General features: G+C 73.1%; 17 protein-coding genes. 9 read left to right on the top strand and 8 right to left on the bottom strand.

What is annotated here, in order from left to right:
- Positions 1-223: 223 nt before the first annotated feature.
- Both ACF09K_RS03520 and ACF09K_RS03515 read right to left on the bottom strand, forming a co-directional pair.
- Positions 224-1,732 (bottom strand): DUF3152 domain-containing protein, encoded by a 1,509-nt coding sequence (locus ACF09K_RS03520; RefSeq protein WP_392240785.1) that lies wholly within the window; start codon positions 1,730-1,732, stop codon positions 224-226.
- Positions 1,733-1,739: 7 nt separating this feature from the next.
- Complete coding sequence (locus ACF09K_RS03515; protein WP_392240784.1) at positions 1,740-2,789, bottom strand: alpha/beta fold hydrolase; 1,050 nt, start codon at positions 2,787-2,789, stop codon at positions 1,740-1,742.
- Between the two features lie 198 nt (positions 2,790-2,987).
- Between ACF09K_RS03515 and ACF09K_RS03510 the strand changes: the two genes are divergently transcribed.
- From ACF09K_RS03510 to ACF09K_RS03495, 4 genes are all read left to right on the top strand, one after another.
- Positions 2,988-3,209 (top strand): hypothetical protein, encoded by a 222-nt coding sequence (locus ACF09K_RS03510; protein ID WP_392240783.1) that lies wholly within the window; start codon positions 2,988-2,990, stop codon positions 3,207-3,209.
- A 222-nt stretch (positions 3,210-3,431) separates the two neighbouring features.
- Entirely contained in the window at positions 3,432-4,073 is a 642-nt protein-coding gene (locus ACF09K_RS03505; protein ID WP_392240782.1) for a TetR/AcrR family transcriptional regulator, read from the top strand.
- A gap of 143 nt (positions 4,074-4,216) precedes the next feature.
- Entirely contained in the window at positions 4,217-4,444 is a 228-nt protein-coding gene (locus ACF09K_RS03500; RefSeq protein ID WP_073493074.1) for a DUF3107 domain-containing protein, read from the top strand.
- Between the two features lie 276 nt (positions 4,445-4,720).
- A complete protein-coding gene (locus ACF09K_RS03495) occupies positions 4,721-4,990 on the top strand; it encodes a hypothetical protein (protein WP_392240781.1) in 270 nt (89 codons plus the stop codon).
- 315 nt (positions 4,991-5,305) lie between these two features.
- Here the strand turns inward: ACF09K_RS03495 and ACF09K_RS03490 are convergent, their stop codons facing one another.
- The gene (locus tag ACF09K_RS03490) at positions 5,306-6,043 is read right to left on the bottom strand and encodes a ferritin-like fold-containing protein (RefSeq protein WP_392241030.1); all 738 of its coding nucleotides are present in this window, start codon (positions 6,041-6,043) and stop codon (positions 5,306-5,308) included.
- Positions 6,044-6,542: 499 nt separating this feature from the next.
- Between ACF09K_RS03490 and ACF09K_RS03485 the strand changes: the two genes are divergently transcribed.
- Together ACF09K_RS03485 and ACF09K_RS03480 are read left to right on the top strand one after the other, a co-directional pair.
- Positions 6,543-9,116, top strand: coding sequence for a DEAD/DEAH box helicase (locus tag ACF09K_RS03485; RefSeq protein ID WP_392240780.1), 2,574 nt, complete (start codon positions 6,543-6,545; stop codon positions 9,114-9,116).
- A 142-nt stretch (positions 9,117-9,258) separates the two neighbouring features.
- Positions 9,259-10,173 carry an alpha/beta fold hydrolase gene (locus tag ACF09K_RS03480; protein WP_392240779.1) on the top strand — a complete coding sequence of 305 codons (915 nt, stop codon included), beginning with the start codon at positions 9,259-9,261 and terminating at the stop codon, positions 10,171-10,173.
- On the opposite strand, the gene ACF09K_RS03475 is transcribed toward ACF09K_RS03480, so the two are convergent.
- Positions 10,170-11,075, bottom strand: coding sequence for an NYN domain-containing protein (locus ACF09K_RS03475; protein ID WP_392241029.1), 906 nt, complete (start codon positions 11,073-11,075; stop codon positions 10,170-10,172). The two genes, ACF09K_RS03480 and ACF09K_RS03475, sit on opposite strands and share 4 nt — an antisense overlap.
- 307 nt (positions 11,076-11,382) lie before the next feature.
- On the opposite strand from ACF09K_RS03475, the gene ACF09K_RS03470 reads away from it, so the two are divergent.
- Entirely contained in the window at positions 11,383-11,559 is a 177-nt protein-coding gene (locus ACF09K_RS03470) for a hypothetical protein (protein ID WP_392241046.1), read from the top strand.
- A gap of 98 nt (positions 11,560-11,657) precedes the next feature.
- Here ACF09K_RS03470 and ACF09K_RS03465 read toward each other — a convergent pair whose 3' ends face one another.
- From ACF09K_RS03465 to ACF09K_RS03455, 3 genes are all read right to left on the bottom strand, one after another.
- Positions 11,658-12,263, bottom strand: a complete 606-nt coding sequence (locus ACF09K_RS03465) for a MarC family protein (protein WP_392240778.1) — start codon at positions 12,261-12,263, stop codon at positions 11,658-11,660.
- 50 nt (positions 12,264-12,313) lie between these two features.
- Positions 12,314-13,171, bottom strand: coding sequence for a PHP domain-containing protein (locus ACF09K_RS03460; RefSeq protein ID WP_392240777.1), 858 nt, complete (start codon positions 13,169-13,171; stop codon positions 12,314-12,316).
- Between the two features lie 293 nt (positions 13,172-13,464).
- Complete coding sequence (locus ACF09K_RS03455) at positions 13,465-14,106, bottom strand: DUF6758 family protein (RefSeq protein ID WP_392240776.1); 642 nt, start codon at positions 14,104-14,106, stop codon at positions 13,465-13,467.
- A 158-nt stretch (positions 14,107-14,264) separates the two neighbouring features.
- Here ACF09K_RS03455 and ACF09K_RS03450 point away from each other — a divergent pair, with 158 nt between their 5' ends.
- Positions 14,265-15,533, top strand: a complete 1,269-nt coding sequence (locus ACF09K_RS03450; protein ID WP_392240775.1) for an MFS transporter — start codon at positions 14,265-14,267, stop codon at positions 15,531-15,533.
- Here the strand turns inward: ACF09K_RS03450 and ACF09K_RS03445 are convergent.
- Entirely contained in the window at positions 15,520-16,104 is a 585-nt protein-coding gene (locus ACF09K_RS03445; protein ID WP_392240774.1) for a suppressor of fused domain protein, read from the bottom strand. The two genes, ACF09K_RS03450 and ACF09K_RS03445, sit on opposite strands and share 14 nt — an antisense overlap.
- Before the next feature lie 525 nt (positions 16,105-16,629).
- Between ACF09K_RS03445 and ACF09K_RS03440 the strand changes: the two genes are divergently transcribed.
- Positions 16,630-17,745: a magnesium and cobalt transport protein CorA gene (locus tag ACF09K_RS03440; RefSeq protein ID WP_392240773.1), complete on the top strand. Its 1,116-nt coding sequence runs from the start codon at positions 16,630-16,632 to the stop codon at positions 17,743-17,745.
- Positions 17,746-17,757 lie beyond the last annotated feature (12 nt).

Here is a 17,757-nt window from a genome sequence, read left to right as displayed (position 1 = left end):
CGCCCCCCCCCCCCCCCCCGGGGGGGGCGCCGCCGCGGGGCCGGGGGGGCCCCGCCGGCCACCTTCGCGTCGCCCCGGGGGGGGGGCCGGGGGGGGGGGGGCCCCCCCCCCCCACCAAAAGGGGTGAACGGTCGTAACTTTCCCGCGCGGGCGGCGTTCCGTCGCGCTAAGAGATCAAACGAGTGCCGAACGTCACGCCTCGTGGCCGGCGCCCCGCCGTTCGTCAGGTGTTCGGGTAGGGCCAGGGGTTGGGAAGGCAGCGGATGCCGTCGTACTCCAGGAACTTCGTCTGCTGCTGCATGACCGGGGCGAGATCCCCGTCCTTGTCGCAGGTGACGTGGCCGTAGCCGAGCCGGTGGCCGATCTCGTGGTTGATCAGCATCTGGCGGTAGGCGTACATCTGGTCGCCGTAGGTCGCGGCCCCCTGCGCCCACCGGTAGGCGTTGATCATCACGCGTTCGGTGGCGGCCGAGTCGCAGGAGACGTTGTCCTCGGTGGTGTCGAGGCCGGACTTGGCACACCAGTCGGCCGTGGTGCCGGGACTGGCGAGCGTGATGACGAAGTCCGGCTCCCCCGAGTGGATCCGCTCGAAGGTCCGCGCGCCGCCGTGGGACCAGCTGCGGTCGTCGTTGAGCGTCTTCTGCACGGCCTGCGCGAACAGTTCGGCGTCGAGCCCGAGCCCCTGCTCGACGTCCACGCGGTAGGTGTACTTCTGCCCCCTGCCGGGCGCCTTGTCGATGCCGGGCACCGCGTCGAACTTCCCCGACCCCACGAACCCGGCCTCGAAGCGGTACCGCGCGCTCATCAGCTGGTCGTACGTCAGCGGCAGCGCACTGGGTGACGCCGACGGGCTCGGCCGCTCGGCGCCGCGCGCGGCGGAGCCGTGGGCGCCACGGGCGCCCTCGTCGGTCGCGGCGCGGGACTGGCCGGAGTCCTCGTCGTGCGCGTCGGTGACCTGCCCGGCGACCACGATGGCCAGCACGGTGGTGACGGCGGCGGCCGCGATGCCGGTGAAGGCACGGCCCTTGCCGCCCCTGGCCGCCGGTTCGCCGGTGGGTGGCGCGCCGTCGGACCCCCCGGCCCCGCCGCCCGAGGGAACCGGACGGGGGTTCCCGTCCCGGTCGGTGGCGGAGGCGTAGGCGTCGGTGGGACGCGGGGCGACGCACGTGTCCGTGGCGAGCACCGTGGCCGTGGCGGCCGGCACGGGCGCGCGGCGCTCGAAGACGCTGTCGTCCTCGGTGAAGGCGTCGAGGTAGTCCTGGCGCGGACCCGCCGCGGCATCGGTCGGCCGCCGGCGGACCCCGGCCGCAGACTCGGGCCGCTGGCGGGGGATCAGCGGGCCGGATCCGCTCGCCGTACGGCCCCTCAGCTCGCCCCAGGCGCCCCCGGACTCCCGCTGCTCGGGGTGCCCGCCGCGGACCTGCGGGGTGCCGTGGGCGGGAGTGCCGTCGGGGTCGCGGCGGCCGCCCGGGAGGGGCAGGCCCTGGGCCGGGGTGCCGTCGGGAAGCCGGGGCACGCCCCGCGCGGGGGTGCCGTCGGGGAGCCTCGGCACACCACGGGCCGGGGTGCCGTCGGGAAGCCCGGTCTTCGCGGAGGGCGCGTCGGCCGGCCGGGCCGGGCCCCGGGGGCGTGCGTCACCCGCCTCGTCCGGCGCGGTTTCCCGGGGGGCACCGCCGGTGCCCTGCGGTGGTGTGCTCCTGGGCGCGGGCCCGCGCCGGCTGTGACGTCCCACGGCCCCCTCAGCTCCCCGTGCCCGCGGATCCGCCGGCCCGTTCGGTGAACGCCCCGGAGTCCGAACCGGTTCCCGGACCCGTCTCCTCGGCCGCCGATCCCGGATCCGGCGTCTGCTCCAGCAGTTCGCGGAACGCGGTGGCGACCGTCTCCGGGTACTCCATCATCGCCACGTGCCCCGCGTTCGGCAGGGTGAGCAGGCGGGAGTCGCGGAAGGTGCGTGCCGCCCGCTGGGCCATGCGGAAGCCGACGAGCTGGTCGCGGCCGCCGTAGACGAGGAGGGCCGGGGCGAGGACGCGTCCGGCCTGGCGCCACAGGCCGTGCTGGCCGCCCAGTGTGTAGGCGCTGACCAGCCCGCGCGCCGAGCGCGTCATCGCGTCCCAGAAGTACGGCAGTCGCAGCCGCCGTTCGAGTTCCTCCACGGCGTGGCCGAAGGCCTCCGGGGTGACCTGCCCGGGATCGCCGTAGCACAGGGCCATGACGCCGCGGACCCGCTGCTCGGCCGTCCATTCCCGGGTGAACCGGGTGAACAGCGCGGCCACGCCGGGCATGCCGAGCAGGCCGGTGGGCACCGCCGTGCGCTGGACGCGCAGCTCCGGGAGGGCGGGTGAGACGAGGGTCAGGGTCCGGACGAGGTCGGGGCGGACCGCGGCGACCCGCGTGGACACGGCGCCGCCCAGCGAGTTGCCGAAGAGGTGGACGGGTCCGCGACCGGACGCGTCGAGGTGACGGATCACCGCACGCGCGTGTGCCGTGATGGAGTAGTCGCCGTCGTCCGGCGGTGGGGAGTCCCCGAAACCGGGCAGGTCGACGGCCTCGCTCTCGACGACGCCGTCGAGCTGCGCCATCAGCGCGGACCAGTTCTGCGAGGAACCGCCGAGGCCGTGGACGTACAGCGCGGGGTGCAGTCCCGCGCGCGCGGCGGGCCTGGAGCGGACCGTCAGGGTGACGCCGGGCAGGCGCACCGACCGCAGCCTCTCGCCCTCGGCGACCCGGACCGACGCGGCCTTCGGCAGCACGCTGGTGGGCGGCACGGACGGCAGCTCTGTCGAAGACATGCCGCAATGTTACGAGACGATCACACGCGGATCCGCGTGTTCGGCGTCACAAGAGGCCGGCCGCGCGTCGCACAGATGGCGACGTGATTCCCGGGCACATCGCATAGCGTCCGAAATGGGTGTCTCCTACTCTCGTACAGAGGGCACCCGTATGTGGCACCTGCGTTTTCAGGGACGTTCGTAGAAAGGGAGCCCGTCATGGCCATCGACCCCACCGATCCGGAGACGTTCGCGGACGAGGAGGAGGCCGCCACGGAGATCGACGTCGAGGCGCCGGAGAACGACGCCGCCGAGCAGCAGGCCGACGTCGCGCCGGAGAGCGACGACCCGCTGGACGAGGTGGATCCGAGCCGTGCCAACGTGGCGGACATCGTCGAACAGGCACGCGTCGTCTCGCAGGACGAGGACGACTACCGCTGAGCGGACTCGGGACCGCCACCCGGAGGACGCCGGGACCGCCGTGCGTCCGGCCGGAGCGGAGCGCGGTTCTTCCCACTACGCCCCGCTACGAAACCTTACCTACGGCTTCTGCCGTCGTCCGGTCCGTGAAATTCTGCGCTCGCACCGCGCACAGCACGGTTACCGAAAAGTACGATGGCGGCGCGGCGGCACACCGCAAGAGGGACGACATTGGGAGGCGGCGTGACAGCCATCGAGCAGACCGAGGCGGCGCGCCCGCGAGGCACGCGCCTGCCGCGCCGTGCCCGACGGAACCAACTGCTGGGCGCCGCCCAGGAAGTCTTCGTCGCGCAGGGCTACCACGCGGCGGCGATGGACGACATCGCGGAACGCGCCGGCGTCAGCAAGCCGGTGCTCTACCAGCACTTCCCGGGCAAGCTCGACCTGTACCTGGCGCTGCTGGACCAGCACTGCGAGTCGCTCATCCAGGCCGTGCGCAGCGCGCTCGCCTCGACGACCGACAACAAGCAGCGCGTCCGCGCCACGATGGACGCGTACTTCGCGTACGTCGAGGACGACGGCGGCGCCTTCCGGCTGGTCTTCGAGTCGGACCTGACGAACGAGCCCGCCGTGCGCGAGCGCGTCGACAAGGTCACCAACGAGTGCGCCGAGGCGATCTGCGAGGTGATCGCCGAGGACACCGGCCTCTCGCGCGCGGAGTCGATGCTGCTGGCCTCCGGCCTCGGCGGTCTCGCGCAGGTGGTGGCGCGTTCCTGGCTGCACAGCGACCGCAGTGTCCCGCGCGACCAGGCGGTGCAGTTGCTGGCCTCCCTGGCCTGGCGGGGCATCGCCGGATTCCCGCTGCACGGCATCGACCAGCACTGAGCGACGCCCCGGCCGTTTGTTCCCGTTCACTGTTCGCTCCTGGCGTGGACGGCCGCGCCGTGCACGCCCCCCTCACCGGGCTAATGTGTGCAGCGTACGGCGCGGACGCCCGCGCACCTCGTGATCGTCGGAGGGACTTAGCCGTGGAGGTCAAGATCGGCGTGCAGCATGCGCCCCGCGAGATCGTTCTGGAGAGCGGTCAGACTCCCGAGGAGGTCGAGCGCGTGGTGGCCGACGCCCTGGCCGGGAAGTCGCAGCTGCTCAGCCTCACGGACCAGCACGGCCGCAAGGTCCTGGTTCCGGCCGACCGCCTCGCCTACGTGGAGCTGGGCGAGCCCGCCCCGCGCAAGGTGGGCTTCGGCGCGCTGTAGGCCACGCTCGGCGGAAGGGGCCCGGCGGCCGTTCGGCTGCCGGGCCCCTTCCGCGTGCCACCACGCCGGAGCCCAGGTCAGCCCGCGTACCGGAGGCCGGACCGGCTCCCGCGCCGGGACGCGCATCGGCTTCGGTGCCGGGGCGCATCGGCTCGCGCGCCGGACCCGCCACGGACGGAGCACGGCCCGGCCGCGCGGGAGGATTGCATTCCGCAGGTCACGGGTAGGACGGGCTACGACCTTGGTGCACGGCCCGGCCGCCTGGAGGGACCCCGGATGATCTTGGAAGCGCTCGGCTCCGCTGTGTTCGGTCTCGTGCTCGCGTGGGCGGCGGTCCACCGCCTGTCCCACCGGCTCCCCGCCCGCGCCCTGGTGCTGGCGACGGGCGTCGCCGGTGCCCTGTTCGGCGACTTCGTCACCCACAGCGCGCTGGGCCCCGGCTCCGTGGTCGTCGCCCTCCTCGGCGCGGCGGTCGTCTCCACCGCCTCCCTGTCGCTGCTCCTGCGCCCGGCCGCCGGACTCCGTCGCCGATCAGCCACCGCGTAACGGCGTCGGCCCGCGGAACCCCGTCTGCGGAACGCCCAGCGGCACCGCCCCCCGCGGAGCACGCACGGGACACGGCGGCCGGTCTCGGCCGGCCCCGCAGTAACCGTGAGGGACTGTCAGGGGCCGTCAGGGATACGGGAAACCGCGCGACCGGCCACGCACTGCCGGCCCGCGACCGCCCGGCACCCACGCTGAGCGCTCCCCGAACCCCGCGGGCCGCGCGCGTGCCGTTCCCCGAACCCCGCGGCACCCCCGTTGAGCGCTCCCCGAACCCCGCGGGCCGCCCGCGTGGCGTTCCCCGAACCCCGCGGAGCGCTACGCGGCCAGGCCCAGCGCAGCCATCCGCTTCGTGTGCGCCTCGGTGATCCGCGAGAACATGCGGCCCACCTCCGCGAGGTCGAACCCGTCCGCGACGCCGCCCACGAGCATCGTCGACAGCGCGTCGCGGTCGGCCACCACCCGCTGCGACTGCGACAGGGCCTCACCCATCAGCCGCCGCGCCCACAGCGCGAGCCGCCCGCCCACGCGCGGGTCCGCGTCGATCGCCGCGCGCACCCGGTCGACGGCGAAGCCGGCGTGACCGGTGTCGTCGAGCACGGCCAGCACCAGGGCGCGGGTGTCGGTGTCCAGACGGGCCGCGACCTCGCGGTAGAAGTCGCTGGCGATCGAGTCGCCGACGTAGGCCTTGACGAGACCCTCCAGCCAGTCCGACGGGGCGGTCTGCCGGTGGAAGCCGTCGAGCGCGGCGACGAACGGCTCCATCGCGCGCGTCGGCTCCTCGCCGACCTCCGTGAGCCGGTCGCGCAGCCGCTCGAAGTGGTGGAACTCGGCCGACGCCATCTTCGCCAGTTCCGCCTTGTCCTCCAGCGTGGGCGCCAGTTTGGCGTCCTCGGCGAGCCGCTCGAACGCCGCGAGCTCGCCGTACGCGAGCGCGCCGAGGAGGTCCACGACCGCGGCCCGGTACTGCGGATCGGCGGAGGCCTTCGCCCAGTCCTGGGCGGCGATACCGGTGGCGGCGTTCTCAGGCTTGTCAGAGCTCGTCATGGAGCGCACAATAGCCCGCCCGCCGCGGGAGGGAAGTCCCTGGTCAGTGAGTGTGACCACGACGACGCGGAAGACCGTGTCCGATGGTGTGACAACCACAACGTGACCGAATCGGCCATCGCATGTGCGCGAATCCGGGGTATGGTGGTAATGCGCCTGCCGAGTATTTCGACGGGCCGCAGGTATGAGGATGCCCGGTCGGTGGCCCGATCGGCTCCGACCCGACAGCCCTCCCTGGCCGTACGGCACATCGCGTACGACGACCGGAGGGGACCCCTCAGCGGTACGAACGCTAGAGCGTCGGCAGAGGTCCCGCGTCTTGCCGGCTTCGCCCCCAGGGCAGCCGACGTCCCCGGCGCGGTCCGCCACGACCCCCGCGCTCGCCTCGCACCGCGCACACAGAAGAGGCAGCACCCTGACTACCACGTTCCGAGAGCTCGGAATCCTTCCCGAGACCGCTGAAGCCCTCGAGGCCGTCGGCATCATCACCGCCTTCCCCATCCAGGAGATGACACTCCCGGTCGCCCTCACGGGCACGGACGTCATCGGACAGGCCAAGACCGGCACCGGCAAGACGCTCGGCTTCGGCCTTCCGCTGCTGGAGCGCGTCACCGTCCCGGCCGACGTCGAGGCCGGGCGTGCCGGGCCCGAGGACCTGACCGACGCCCCGCAGGCGCTCGTCGTCGTCCCCACCCGCGAGCTGTGCACGCAGGTCACCAACGACCTGCTCACCGCGGGCAAGGTGCGCAACGTGCGGGTCCTCGCCATCTACGGCGGCCGCGCCTACGAGCCCCAGGTCGAGGCCCTGCAGAAGGGCGTCGACGTCGTCGTCGGCACCCCGGGCCGGCTGCTGGACCTCGCGGGCCAGAAGAAGCTCGACCTGAAGCACATCCGCTCGCTCGTCCTCGACGAGGCCGACGAGATGCTCGACCTGGGCTTCCTGCCCGACGTCGAGAAGATCATCAACATGCTTCCGGCGAAGCGCCAGACCATGCTGTTCTCGGCGACCATGCCGGGCGCGGTCATCGGCCTCGCCCGCCGCTACATGTCGCAGCCCACGCACATCAACGCCACGTCGCCGGACGACGCGGGCGCGACCGTCGCGAACACCAGGCAGCACGTGTACCGCGCGCACAACATGGACAAGCCGGAGATGGTCTCGCGGATCCTCCAGGCCGAGGGCCGTGGTCTCGCCATGGTCTTCTGCCGCACCAAGCGCACCGCCGCCGACCTCGCCGACCAGCTCAAGCAGCGGGGTTTCGCCTCCGGCGCGGTCCACGGCGACCTCGGCCAGGGCGCTCGCGAGCAGGCGCTGCGCGCCTTCCGCAACGGCAAGGTCGACGTCCTCGTCTGCACCGACGTCGCCGCCCGCGGCATCGACGTCGAGGGCGTCACCCACGTCGTCAACTACCAGTCCCCCGAGGACGAGAAGACGTACCTGCACCGCATCGGCCGCACCGGCCGCGCGGGTGCCAAGGGCATCGCCGTCACCCTCGTCGACTGGGACGACATCCCGCGCTGGCAGCTGATCAACAAGGCGCTGGACCTGGGCTTCCCGGACCCGCCGGAGACGTACTCCACGTCCCCGCACTTCTTCGAGGACCTCGACATCCCCGCCGGCACCAAGGGTGTGCTGCCGCGTTCGGAGCGCACCCGCGCCGGACTCGACGCGGAGGAGATGGAGGACCTCGGCGAGCCGGGCGGCCGTGGTGGACGCGGCCGCAACGACCGGGGTGACCGCCGCGGCGGCGGCCGTGGCGAGTCCCGCTCCGCCGAGCGCGAGCGTCCCGCCCGTACGCCGCGCCGTCGCCGCCGCACGCGCAACGGCGAGCCCCTCGACGCGTCGGCCCCCGCCGCCACCGCGGCGCCCGAGCAGGCGCCCGTCGCGGAGGAGGCGGCCGCGTCGCGCACGCCGCGCCGTCGGCGCCGTACGCGTGGCACGGCGGCGCAGGAGGTCGCCGCGACGGCGTCGGTGACGTCCGTCGACGTCCCCGAGGCCGCGCAGGCGGCGGTGGCGTCCGCGGAGGGCCCGGCCCTCGACGACCCGGAGACCGCCAAGCCGCGCCGCCGCCGTACCCGCCGGACCGCGGACGCGCCGACGAACGTGACCGACACGGCGGTCGAGCCCACGGTCGAGCCCGTGGCGGAGATCCCCGCCCAGGCGCCGGTCGCGGCCCCCGAAGCCGGCGCCGACACGGCGGAGGCGACGGAGGCCAGGCCTCGCCGCCGTACGCGCAAGACGGCGGCACCGGCCGCGGAGTCCGCGGTCGACACGGCCGAAGGCGCTGCGGTGGCCACCGAGGCCAAGCCGCGCCGGACCCGCAAGACGGCCGCCACGGCACCGACCGCCGAAGCCGCCGCCGACACCGCCGAGGGCACGGAGACCAAGCCCCGCCGCACCCGCAAGGCCGCCCAGCCGGAGACGACGGCCACCGTCGCCGACATCCCGGCCCAGGCCGCGCAGGAGCCGGAGCCCAAGCCCCGCCGCACCCGCAAGGCCGCCACCACCGCGCCGGCCGCCGAAGCCGCCGCCGACACCGCCGACACCGCCGAGGGCACGGAGACCAAGCCGCGCCGCACGCGCAAGACCGCGGTGTCGACGGAGACCGCGGCGGGTGCCGCCGACACGGTCGAGGCCAAGCCCCGCCGTACGCGCAAGACGGCGGCACCGGCCGCGGAGTCCGCGGTCGACACGGCCGAAGGCGCTGCGGTGGCCACCGAGGCCAAGCCGCGCCGGACCCGCAAGACGGCCGCCACGGCACCGACCGCCGAAGCCGCCGCCGACACCGCCGAGGGCACGGAGCCCAAGCCGCGCCGCACGCGCAAGACGGCCACCGCCGCACCGGTCGCGGACGACGCCGAGGCCAAGCCCCGCCGTACCCGCAAGGCCGCCCAGCCGGAGACGACGGCCACCGTCGCCGACATCCCGGCCCAGACCGCGCAGGAGCCGGAGCCCAAGCCCCGCCGCACCCGCAAGGCCGCCACCACCGCGCCGGCCGCCGAAGCCGCCGCCGACGAGGCGAAGCCGAAGGTCCGGCGTACGCGCAAGGCGACGGCCGCCGCGGAGTCCGCGGAGAGCTGATCGCCCGCCAGGGCACCACAGTCCGACGGCCCGGTCCCTCCCTCGTGGAGGGGCCGGGCCGTCGGCGTCGCCGGCACCCGGCGTCGTTCGGCCGCCTGCTCCTCCGGGCCGGTCCCGTCGACGCGGCCGGTAATCTCGGCGTGTGACCGTCCCGACCGCCTTCCCCCCGCCTCCCGGCGCCCGCGCGTACCCGCTGCGCACCGCGCGCGGCGAGTTCGCCGTCGTCGACTCGCCCGTGGCCGACGGCGTGGTGCCGCGGGGTGTCGCGCTGCTGCTGCCCGGGTTCACCGGCAGCAAGGAGGACTTCCACCTGCTGCACGAGCCGCTCGCGGCGCGCGGGTACCGCACGGTCGCCGTGGACGGGCGCGGACAGAACGAGAGCGACGGGCCCGCCCTCGATGAAGCGCCCTACGCCCAGGAGGAGTTGGCGCGGGACATCCTCGCGCAGGCGGCCGCGCTCGGCGCCCCCGTGCATCTGGCCGGGCACTCCCTGGGCGGCCAGATCGCCCGGGCGGCCGTGCTGCTCGACCACTCCCCCTTCGCCTCGTTCACGCTGGTCGCGTCGGGCCCGGCGCAGATCTCCGTCGCACAGCGGCAGCGTGTGCGACTGCTGCACGACGCGCTCGCGCTGATGACGATGCCGGAGGTGTGGGAGGCGATCCTGGCGATGGGCCCGCCGGAGGAAGTCGGCGGCCCGGCCCGCGGGTTCGGCGAACCGGCGTCGCTGCGGCAGCGCTGGGTGAACCACAAGCCCGCCCAGCTCCTCGCCACCGGGGGCCAGTTGCTCGTCGAGCCGGACCGCGTCGCGGAACTCGCCGCCGTACCGCTGCCCTTCCACGTGCTGTCGGGGGCGCGCGACGACACCTGGCCGGTGCCCGTCCTGGACGACATGGCGATGGACCTCGGCGCGCACCGGACGGTCGTCACGGGCGCCGAGCACTCCCCCAACCTGGACCAGCCCCTGCCGACGGCCCACGCGCTCGCCGACTTCTGGGACAAGGCCCGCCCCGACGGGGACCGGGGGCTGCCCGGCGGATCACGCCGGAGACGTGGCTAGTACTGCGTCTGCAGGTGTTCCCAGAACCCGTCGCGCAGCGCCCGTCTGAGGTCCGACTGGCCGCGCAGCGAGTACTGGAGCATGCCCTCCGCCTCCACGAGGAGGTCCTGGTCGACGGAGCCGGGCAGGTAGGGGTGGCCCGGCAGCAGTTCCACCAGGGACTCCCGGCCCCGCGCCGCCAGCCACTTCGCCGCGATCTGCGCGCCCACGAAGCGGACGTCGTCGCGGGTGGGCCGGGCCGCGCCGGCCGGCTCGTAGCTCTGGGCGGTGCGCCGTGAGACGTACGGCTTGCAGAAGTCGAGGTCGAGGGTGCGCTGGCTGTCGACCTCCCACAGCAGGGGTTCCGCCTGGTTGCGGCCCTCGGGGGCCTCGATGCCCCAGAGGTGGACGCGGGCGCCGTACCCCTGCGCGGCCTCCACGGCGGAGACCAGGTCCTCGTCGCCGCCCAGCAGCGCGGCGTCGCTGATGGCGCGATGCCTGGCGAGGGACTCCAGGTCGCTGCGGATCAGGGAGTCGACGCCCTTCTGCTGGTTGTTGGCGTTGAGGTTGCCCAGGCGGACCTTGACGTCCGGGAGTTCGGCGATGGACTGCTGCTCGGCCGTGTGGATGCGGCGGCGGGCGCCGTCGTACCAGTAGACGCGCAGCAGCCGGCTGTCGGCGAAGATCGTGCGGGCGCGGTCGATGAGGGCGTCGATCAGGCCCTCGGCGTCGAGGTCGAAGGCCCGTCGGTCCTCGGTCCCGGCGACCAGCCGGCCCGCCGCCGCGTAGAGGTACCCGGCGTCGACGAAGATCGCATGGGTCGAGGGTGTCTTCGCCACCTCGGCGAGCATGCGGGTCAGCAGCTCGTTCGTGCGGTCGATGCGGGCGGCGAGGGCCGTGAGGTCGTCGTTCATCACGTCCATTGTCCCGGCGGTCACGCTGCGAACACAACCGGTCCCGTTCGGTCCATGCGAGCTCGACCGCCGATCACGGCGAGCCGTCACGACGGACGGTCGCAGTGAAGATCGCGACGGGGACGGCCTCGGGGAACGAGGCGGAGTCGCGACGAGGATCGCGACGGACGGTCATGCGGCCGTCACGCACGAGCGTCGACCGCGACAGCTCCCTTACCGGCTAGTAATTAGACGTTCGAAAATTTTCCTTAGCGTAGGGAATGTTTGTAACACGCGCCCTGTTGACTCTCCATGTACAGCAATTCTCCTCAGGAGGATGACCAGACGAAGGGAGAAGCCCGTGCGCTTCGAAATCATGCGACTCGACGACGTCGACGGCACGACCGTGGACAGCACCGTCGTGGACGCCGCCTCCGTCAACCGGATCGTTCAGCAGGCCGCCGCCATAGGGCAGCGGCTGTGGATCCGCCCGGCCGACACCTCGGCCTCGTAACGCCCAGGGTCTTCACCCCAGACTTCGGAGCCCCCCACGGCACGCTGCCGCGGGGGGCTCTCGCGATGGCGGCGGGGGTCTCCGCGCGCCGGAGGGGCTCAGGCGCCCTGGATCACCTGCGTGACGCCGTTGATGATCTGCTGTACGGCGATGGCGGAGAGCATCATGCCCGCGAGGCGCGTCACCAGGACCACGCCGCCGTCCTTGATGACGCGGATGATCAGCAGCGAGTAGCGCATCACCAGCCACAGCACGACGTGGATGGCGAGGATCGCCGTCCACACCGACAGCTGCGTGGCGGCGCTGTCGGCCTTCTGCACGGCCAGGATGACCGACACGATCGCGCCCGGCCCGGCCAGCAGCGGCATGCCGAGCGGGACCAGTGCCACGTTGACGTCCTTGGTCTGCTGGGGCTCGTCGGTCTTGCCTGTCAGCAGGTCCAGGGCGATCAGCAGGAGCAGCAGCCCGCCGGCGATCATCAGTGCGGGCACGGAGACGTGCAGGTAGTCCAGGATCTGGTGGCCGAGGAGCCCGAAGACGGCGATGACACCGCCGGCCACGCAGACGGCCTGGAAGGCCATCCGCTTCTGCACCTTGGCGGGACGACCGGCGGTCAGCGCGAGGAAGATCGGGGTGATCCCGGGGGGATCCATGATGACGAAAAGGGTGAGGAAGAGGGAGCCGAAGACGGCAACGTCGAACATCAGTACGAGAACCTTGCGGGAAAGGAGGCGGGTGGCGGGTCGGGGGAGCCTCAGGCCCCGCCGGTCCCCGGCACCGGGAACGCGCCGGTCGCGCGCCGGATGATCTCCCCGTAGACCTCGGGGTCCGTCGTGTACTCGCCGAGCGCGCAGGTCTTGCGGCTGCCGTGGTAGTCGCTCGACCCGGTCACGAGGAGTCCCAGGTCGGCGGCGAGGCCGCGCAGTCGCACCCGGGTGTCGTCGTCGTGGTCCATGTGGTCGACCTCGATGCCGTCGAGGCCGGCGGCGGCCAGCTCGGCGATCACGGACTCGGACACCGTGCGGCCCCGCTTGCTCGCGCCCGGGTGGGCGAAGACGGTGACCCCGCCCGCCGCCTTGACCAGCCGGATCGCCTCGAAGGGGTCGGTCTCGTGCTTCTCGACGTGGGCCCGGCCGCCGTCGGCCAGCCATTCCCGGGTGAACGCGTCGCTCACGGTCGGTACGACGCCGAGTTCGACGAGCGCGGTGGCCACGTGCGGGCGTCCGACGGAGCCCTCCCCCGCGATCCGCGCGACCTGCTCCCAGGTGACGGGTACGCCCAGCTCGTTGAGCCTGGCGATCATCCCGCGCGCCCGCGGCACCCGGTCGTCGCGCACCAGCTCGCGCTCGGCGAGCAGGGCCGGCTCGTCGGGGTCGAAGAGGTAGGCCAGCATGTGCATGCCGATGCCGTCGACACGGCAGGACAGCTCGGCCCCGGTGACGAGGGTGAGGCCCGGCGGCAGCGCGGCGATCGCCTCGGCGTACCCCCGGGTGCTGTCGTGGTCGGTCAGCGCCACGACGTCCAGTCCGGCCGCGGCGGCGTTGCGCACCAGCTCGGCCGGGGTGTCCGTGCCGTCGGACGCCGTGGAGTGGCAGTGCAGGTCGATGCGCACGACGCGGACTCCAAGCGGTGACGGGCGGACGGGGACGCTCAAGGATAACCGGATTTCCGGACTTCTCCGTCACACCCGAACCAGTCGGGCGCCCCCTACACCACGCCTCCGGCCGACCCGTCCGCACGCCCGTAGGCCCGCAGTCGACCCGCCTGCCTGCACGCCCGCCCGTGCGCCCTCTCCGGCCGCCCCGCCCATACTCCTGCCGGCCCGCTCACGGCCGACCCGGCCGCCACGGCTTCGCGGGCATCCCCCTCGCCCGCTCCCGGCCGGCCGACCCGCCGGCCCGCCCGCTACGGCTTCAGCAGTCGCGGCGAGAGCGCCCCGCACGGCACCAGTTCGATCTCGGCCCCGGCGTCGCGCAGATCGGTCAGCACCAGTTCGTCGTACATCAGCAGCCCCGACTGCTCGGGCCAGACGACCGCCCACAGCCACAGCCCCCGCGCCTCGCCCGCGAAGACCGCGCGGTCGTCCGGGACGCCGTCGACCAGCCAGAGCGGGGTGGGGCGGCCGGCGGCGAGGACCTTGGCCTGGGGCGGTTTCTCCACGTCCAGGTACGGGCCGGGATCGGGACCCTCCACCCCGGCGTACCGGGCGCCAAGTCCGACGCCCAGCTCCTCCGCGACGAGGATCAGCTCCCCCATGCCGCCGAGCGGGCCGGGGCCCGTGCAGGCGACGGCGCTGGCGCGGCCGCCGCTGCGGTCGTCACCGGCGTAGGTCGCGCCCGTGAAGAGCCAGCCGACCGGCAGCGGCCACGGCATCCACACCGGCACCCGGGTCCGGTGCACGACGACACCGAGACCCTCGACGCTGGGCGGGATCACGGGCTGGAGCGGATGCACGGCCCCGTGCACGTCGCACTGCCAGGAATCGGAGAAGAGGCCGGGAGCCCTGACCCGGCCACCACACTTCGGGCAACTGGGTTCGCCCCTCATAGGGCCCCACGGTCCTACCCGATCCGGCCCGCGTCAAGGACGATCACCCGTCCGGGCGGAACCCCGCCCGGACGGCCGATATAGATGCAGCTTGCACTTATTAGCTTGGCTAACTTACTATGTGTAAACGCCAACCATCTGTCGGAACGGGAGCGGACATGGACCCCTTCGAAGCGGGAGCCGGTGGCCTTCTGCGCCAGCCCAAGGCGGTCTGGGCGACCGCGGGCGCGTCCGTCGTCGCCTTCATGGGCATCGGACTCGTCGACCCGATCCTGCCGTCCATCGCCCGGGGGCTGGACGCCACGGCCGGTCAGGTCTCCCTCCTGTTCACCTCGTACTTCCTGATCACCGCCTTCGCGATGCTGCTGACCGGCTTCGTCTCCAGCCGGATCGGCGGCCGCAGGACCCTGCTGCTCGGCCTCGCCCTGGTCGTCGTCTTCGCGGGCCTGTCCGGCACCTCCGACACGGTCGGACAGCTCGTCGGCTACCGCGCGGGCTGGGGACTGGGCAACGCGCTGTTCGTCTCCACCGCCCTCGCCGTGATCGTCGGGGCGGCGGCGGGAGGCAGCGCCTCGGCGATCCTGCTGTACGAGTCCGCCCTCGGCCTCGGCATGGCGTGCGGGCCGCTGCTGGGCGCGCTGCTCGGGGACGCCAGCTGGCGCTACCCCTTCTTCGGCACCGCGCTGCTGATGGCGATCGGCTTCCTGTGCATCACGGCGTTCCTGGGGGAGCAGCCGAAGCCGGCCCGCAGGACCTCGCTGCTGGACCCGCTCAAGGCGCTCGGCCACGGCGGTCTGGCCTCGACGGCGGTCTCGGCGTTCTTCTACAACTACACGTTCTTCACCGTGCTGGCCTTCACGCCGTTCGTGCTCGACATGACGCCGTACCGGTCGGGCGCGGTGTTCTTCGCCTGGGGCGTGCTGCTCGCCGTCTTCTCGGTCCTGGTGGCCCCGCGGCTGCAGAAGCGGTTCGGCTCGCTGAAGGTGCTGGGCGGCTCCCTGGTGCTGCTCGCCGCCGACGTCCTGGTGCTCGGCTACGGCGACCACACCACCGCCGTGGTGTGCACGGTCCTGTCCGGCGCCCTCATCGGCGTCAACAACACCGTCTACACCGAGCTGGCGCTGGGCGTGTCGGACGCCCCGCGCCCGGTCGCGAGCGCCGGCTACAACTTCGTGCGCTGGTTCGCCGCGGCCGCCGCGCCGTTCTTCGCGCCGAGGATCGAGGAGTGGACGGACGTCCACGCCCCGTTCGCCGTCGCCGCGGCCACCGCGGTCCTCGGTGCGGTCGTGGTCCTCGTGCGGCGTGAGGCGCTCACCGCGAGGGCGGAGGAGCTGGAGCCGGGGCACGCCGCGGAGGACGAGGGGCGCCGTCCTCGCCGACCGGCGCGCGCTTCCGGCCGATCGGTGAGCCGGGTCACTCCAGCGTGACGGACCCGCGGGACGGATCCCGCAGGTCCGTCCCGTGCGTCAGCCACCGCTCCTGGAGGGCCTGCGCGCCGTGCACGCGCTTCCAGGCGGCCTCGTTCGGGGTCATCGGCAGCAGCGGCAGGAAGTGGACCGGGTCCAGGGGCTCGTCGAGGTCCAGGTCCTCGACCAGGCCGCCGGGCTCGGCCACCAGCACGGAGGTGAACGGGGCGCCGGGCCACAGGGGTTCACCGACGTCGAGGGAGGCGCCGGGCGCCACGACCACGCCCTCCACCTGCGGGGAGGCGGCGAGCACGGCGAGCGGGCGGAGCACCTTGTCGGTGTCGGCGAGGCCCGCCCGCACGGACAGGACCAGCTCGGCGCGCGGCCCCCGCACCGGATCGGCGAGCACCGCGGTGGGGTCGCTCATCGGCTGCGCGGACATGCCGAGCGTGGCGTAGCGGACGATGCCGCCCTCCTGGAAACGCAGGACCTCGATGCGGTCCGTACCCAGGAAGGTGACCGCGGCGCGGGCGTCCGGCTCGCCCAGCGCGCTGCGCAACCGGGCCTCGACCAGAGGAAGAACATCTGCCATGCCGCGAGCATAGAACTCGCCAGTACTGGGCAAAGCAGCGCCTTGACACTTCGGTCGGCTGATACTCTGGCCCGGCGGTTCGGGGCAGCACGCAGAAGCGTCGCGATCAAGCCCCGACGCCGAGGTAGTCCCTCACGGGGGACCGGCTGGAGGAGGTGGGGCTGTCATGGATCGAAGTCGACCGTGCAGTACCACTCGCTCTTCCCGCCGCTGATGTAGCTCTGGCTCCGGCCGACCGCCGCCTCTCGCGTTCTCGTCCTCACTCGGAAGAGCACTTCGTTTCGTCGTACCGGATCCGCCCCGGCCCCTCGGTCCGCGCGATCCGTCTGATCTGAAGCAGTACCTGAATCAGTAGCGAAACCCGCCACCGCGACGGAGCGGTGCTCCCCGCTTTGTGGACGTGCCAAACATCCTTCCCCGCTTCGAGGGGCGGGAGACTCCTCGCCAGGACGTCAGGACGTCCCCATTCCGGGTAGTTCCATCCGCCGTCGGCGCCTTTCGCTGCCTGTCGCGAAGGAGCCCGCCATGTCGATGATCCGCGACCTGCGTGCCGTGGTCCGCCCGTCCCGCCCCGGCCTGCGCAAGGACAGCGGCGCGTACGACACCACGCGCGATCCCGCCACCCCCTCGGCGGTCGTCGACTGCGCCGTCTACCGCGACGGCGCCCGCGTCGAGGCGCCGGCGCCGCTGACCCCGCACGAGGCGATGCGCCAGGTGCGCCGCGACGGCGGGTTCGTGTGGATCGGCCTGCACGAGCCGACGGAGAGTGAGTTCGCAGGGATCGCCCGGGAGTTCGGGCTGCACCCGCTGGCCGTGGAGGACGCGGTCCAGGCCCACCAGCGTCCCAAGCTGGAGCGCTACGACGACTCCCTGTTCACCGTCTTCAAGACCATCCACTACGTCGAGCACGACCAACTCGACGCCAACAGCCAGGTGGTGGAGACCGGCGAGGTCATGTGCTTCACCGGCAAGGACTTCTTCATCACCGTCCGGCACGGCGGCCAGGGCTCGTTGCGCGCGCTGCGCCACCGGCTCCAGGACGACCCGGAGCTGCTCGCCCGGGGCCCCTCGGCGGTGCTGCACGCGATCGCCGACCACGTCGTCGACGGGTACATCGCGGTCGCCGACGCCGTGCAGGACGACATCGACGAGGTCGAGACGGAGGTGTTCTCGCCGGGCCGCAAGGGCAGTCCGCGCGGCACCGACGCCGGCCGGATCTACCAACTCAAGCGTGAGGTACTGGAGTTCAAGCGGGCGGTGTCGCCGCTGCTGCGGCCGATGCAACTGCTGAGCGAGCGGCCGATGCGGCTGGTCGACCCCGACATCCAGAAGTACTTCCGGGACGTCGCCGACCACCTCGCCCGCGTCCAGGAACAGGTCGTCGGCTTCGACGAGTTGCTCAACTCCATCCTCCAGGCCAACCTCGCGCAGGCGTCCGTCGCGCAGAACGAGGACATGCGCAAGATCACGTCCTGGGCGGCCATCATCGCCGTGCCGACGATGGTCTGCGGGGTCTACGGCATGAACTTCGACCACATGCCGGAGCTGCACTGGCGTTACGGCTACCCCGTCATCATGTCGGTGACGGTGATGCTCTGCGTGGGCATCCACCGCACGCTCAAGCGCAACGGCTGGCTGTGACGACCGCCTGGA

Origin of the sequence: Streptomyces sp. NPDC014882, from assembly GCF_043081325.1 — a bacterium.
In the GTDB taxonomy this organism is placed as follows: Bacteria; Actinomycetota; Actinomycetes; order Streptomycetales; family Streptomycetaceae; genus Streptomyces.
This window is presented reverse-complemented; position numbering and strand designations above follow the sequence as displayed.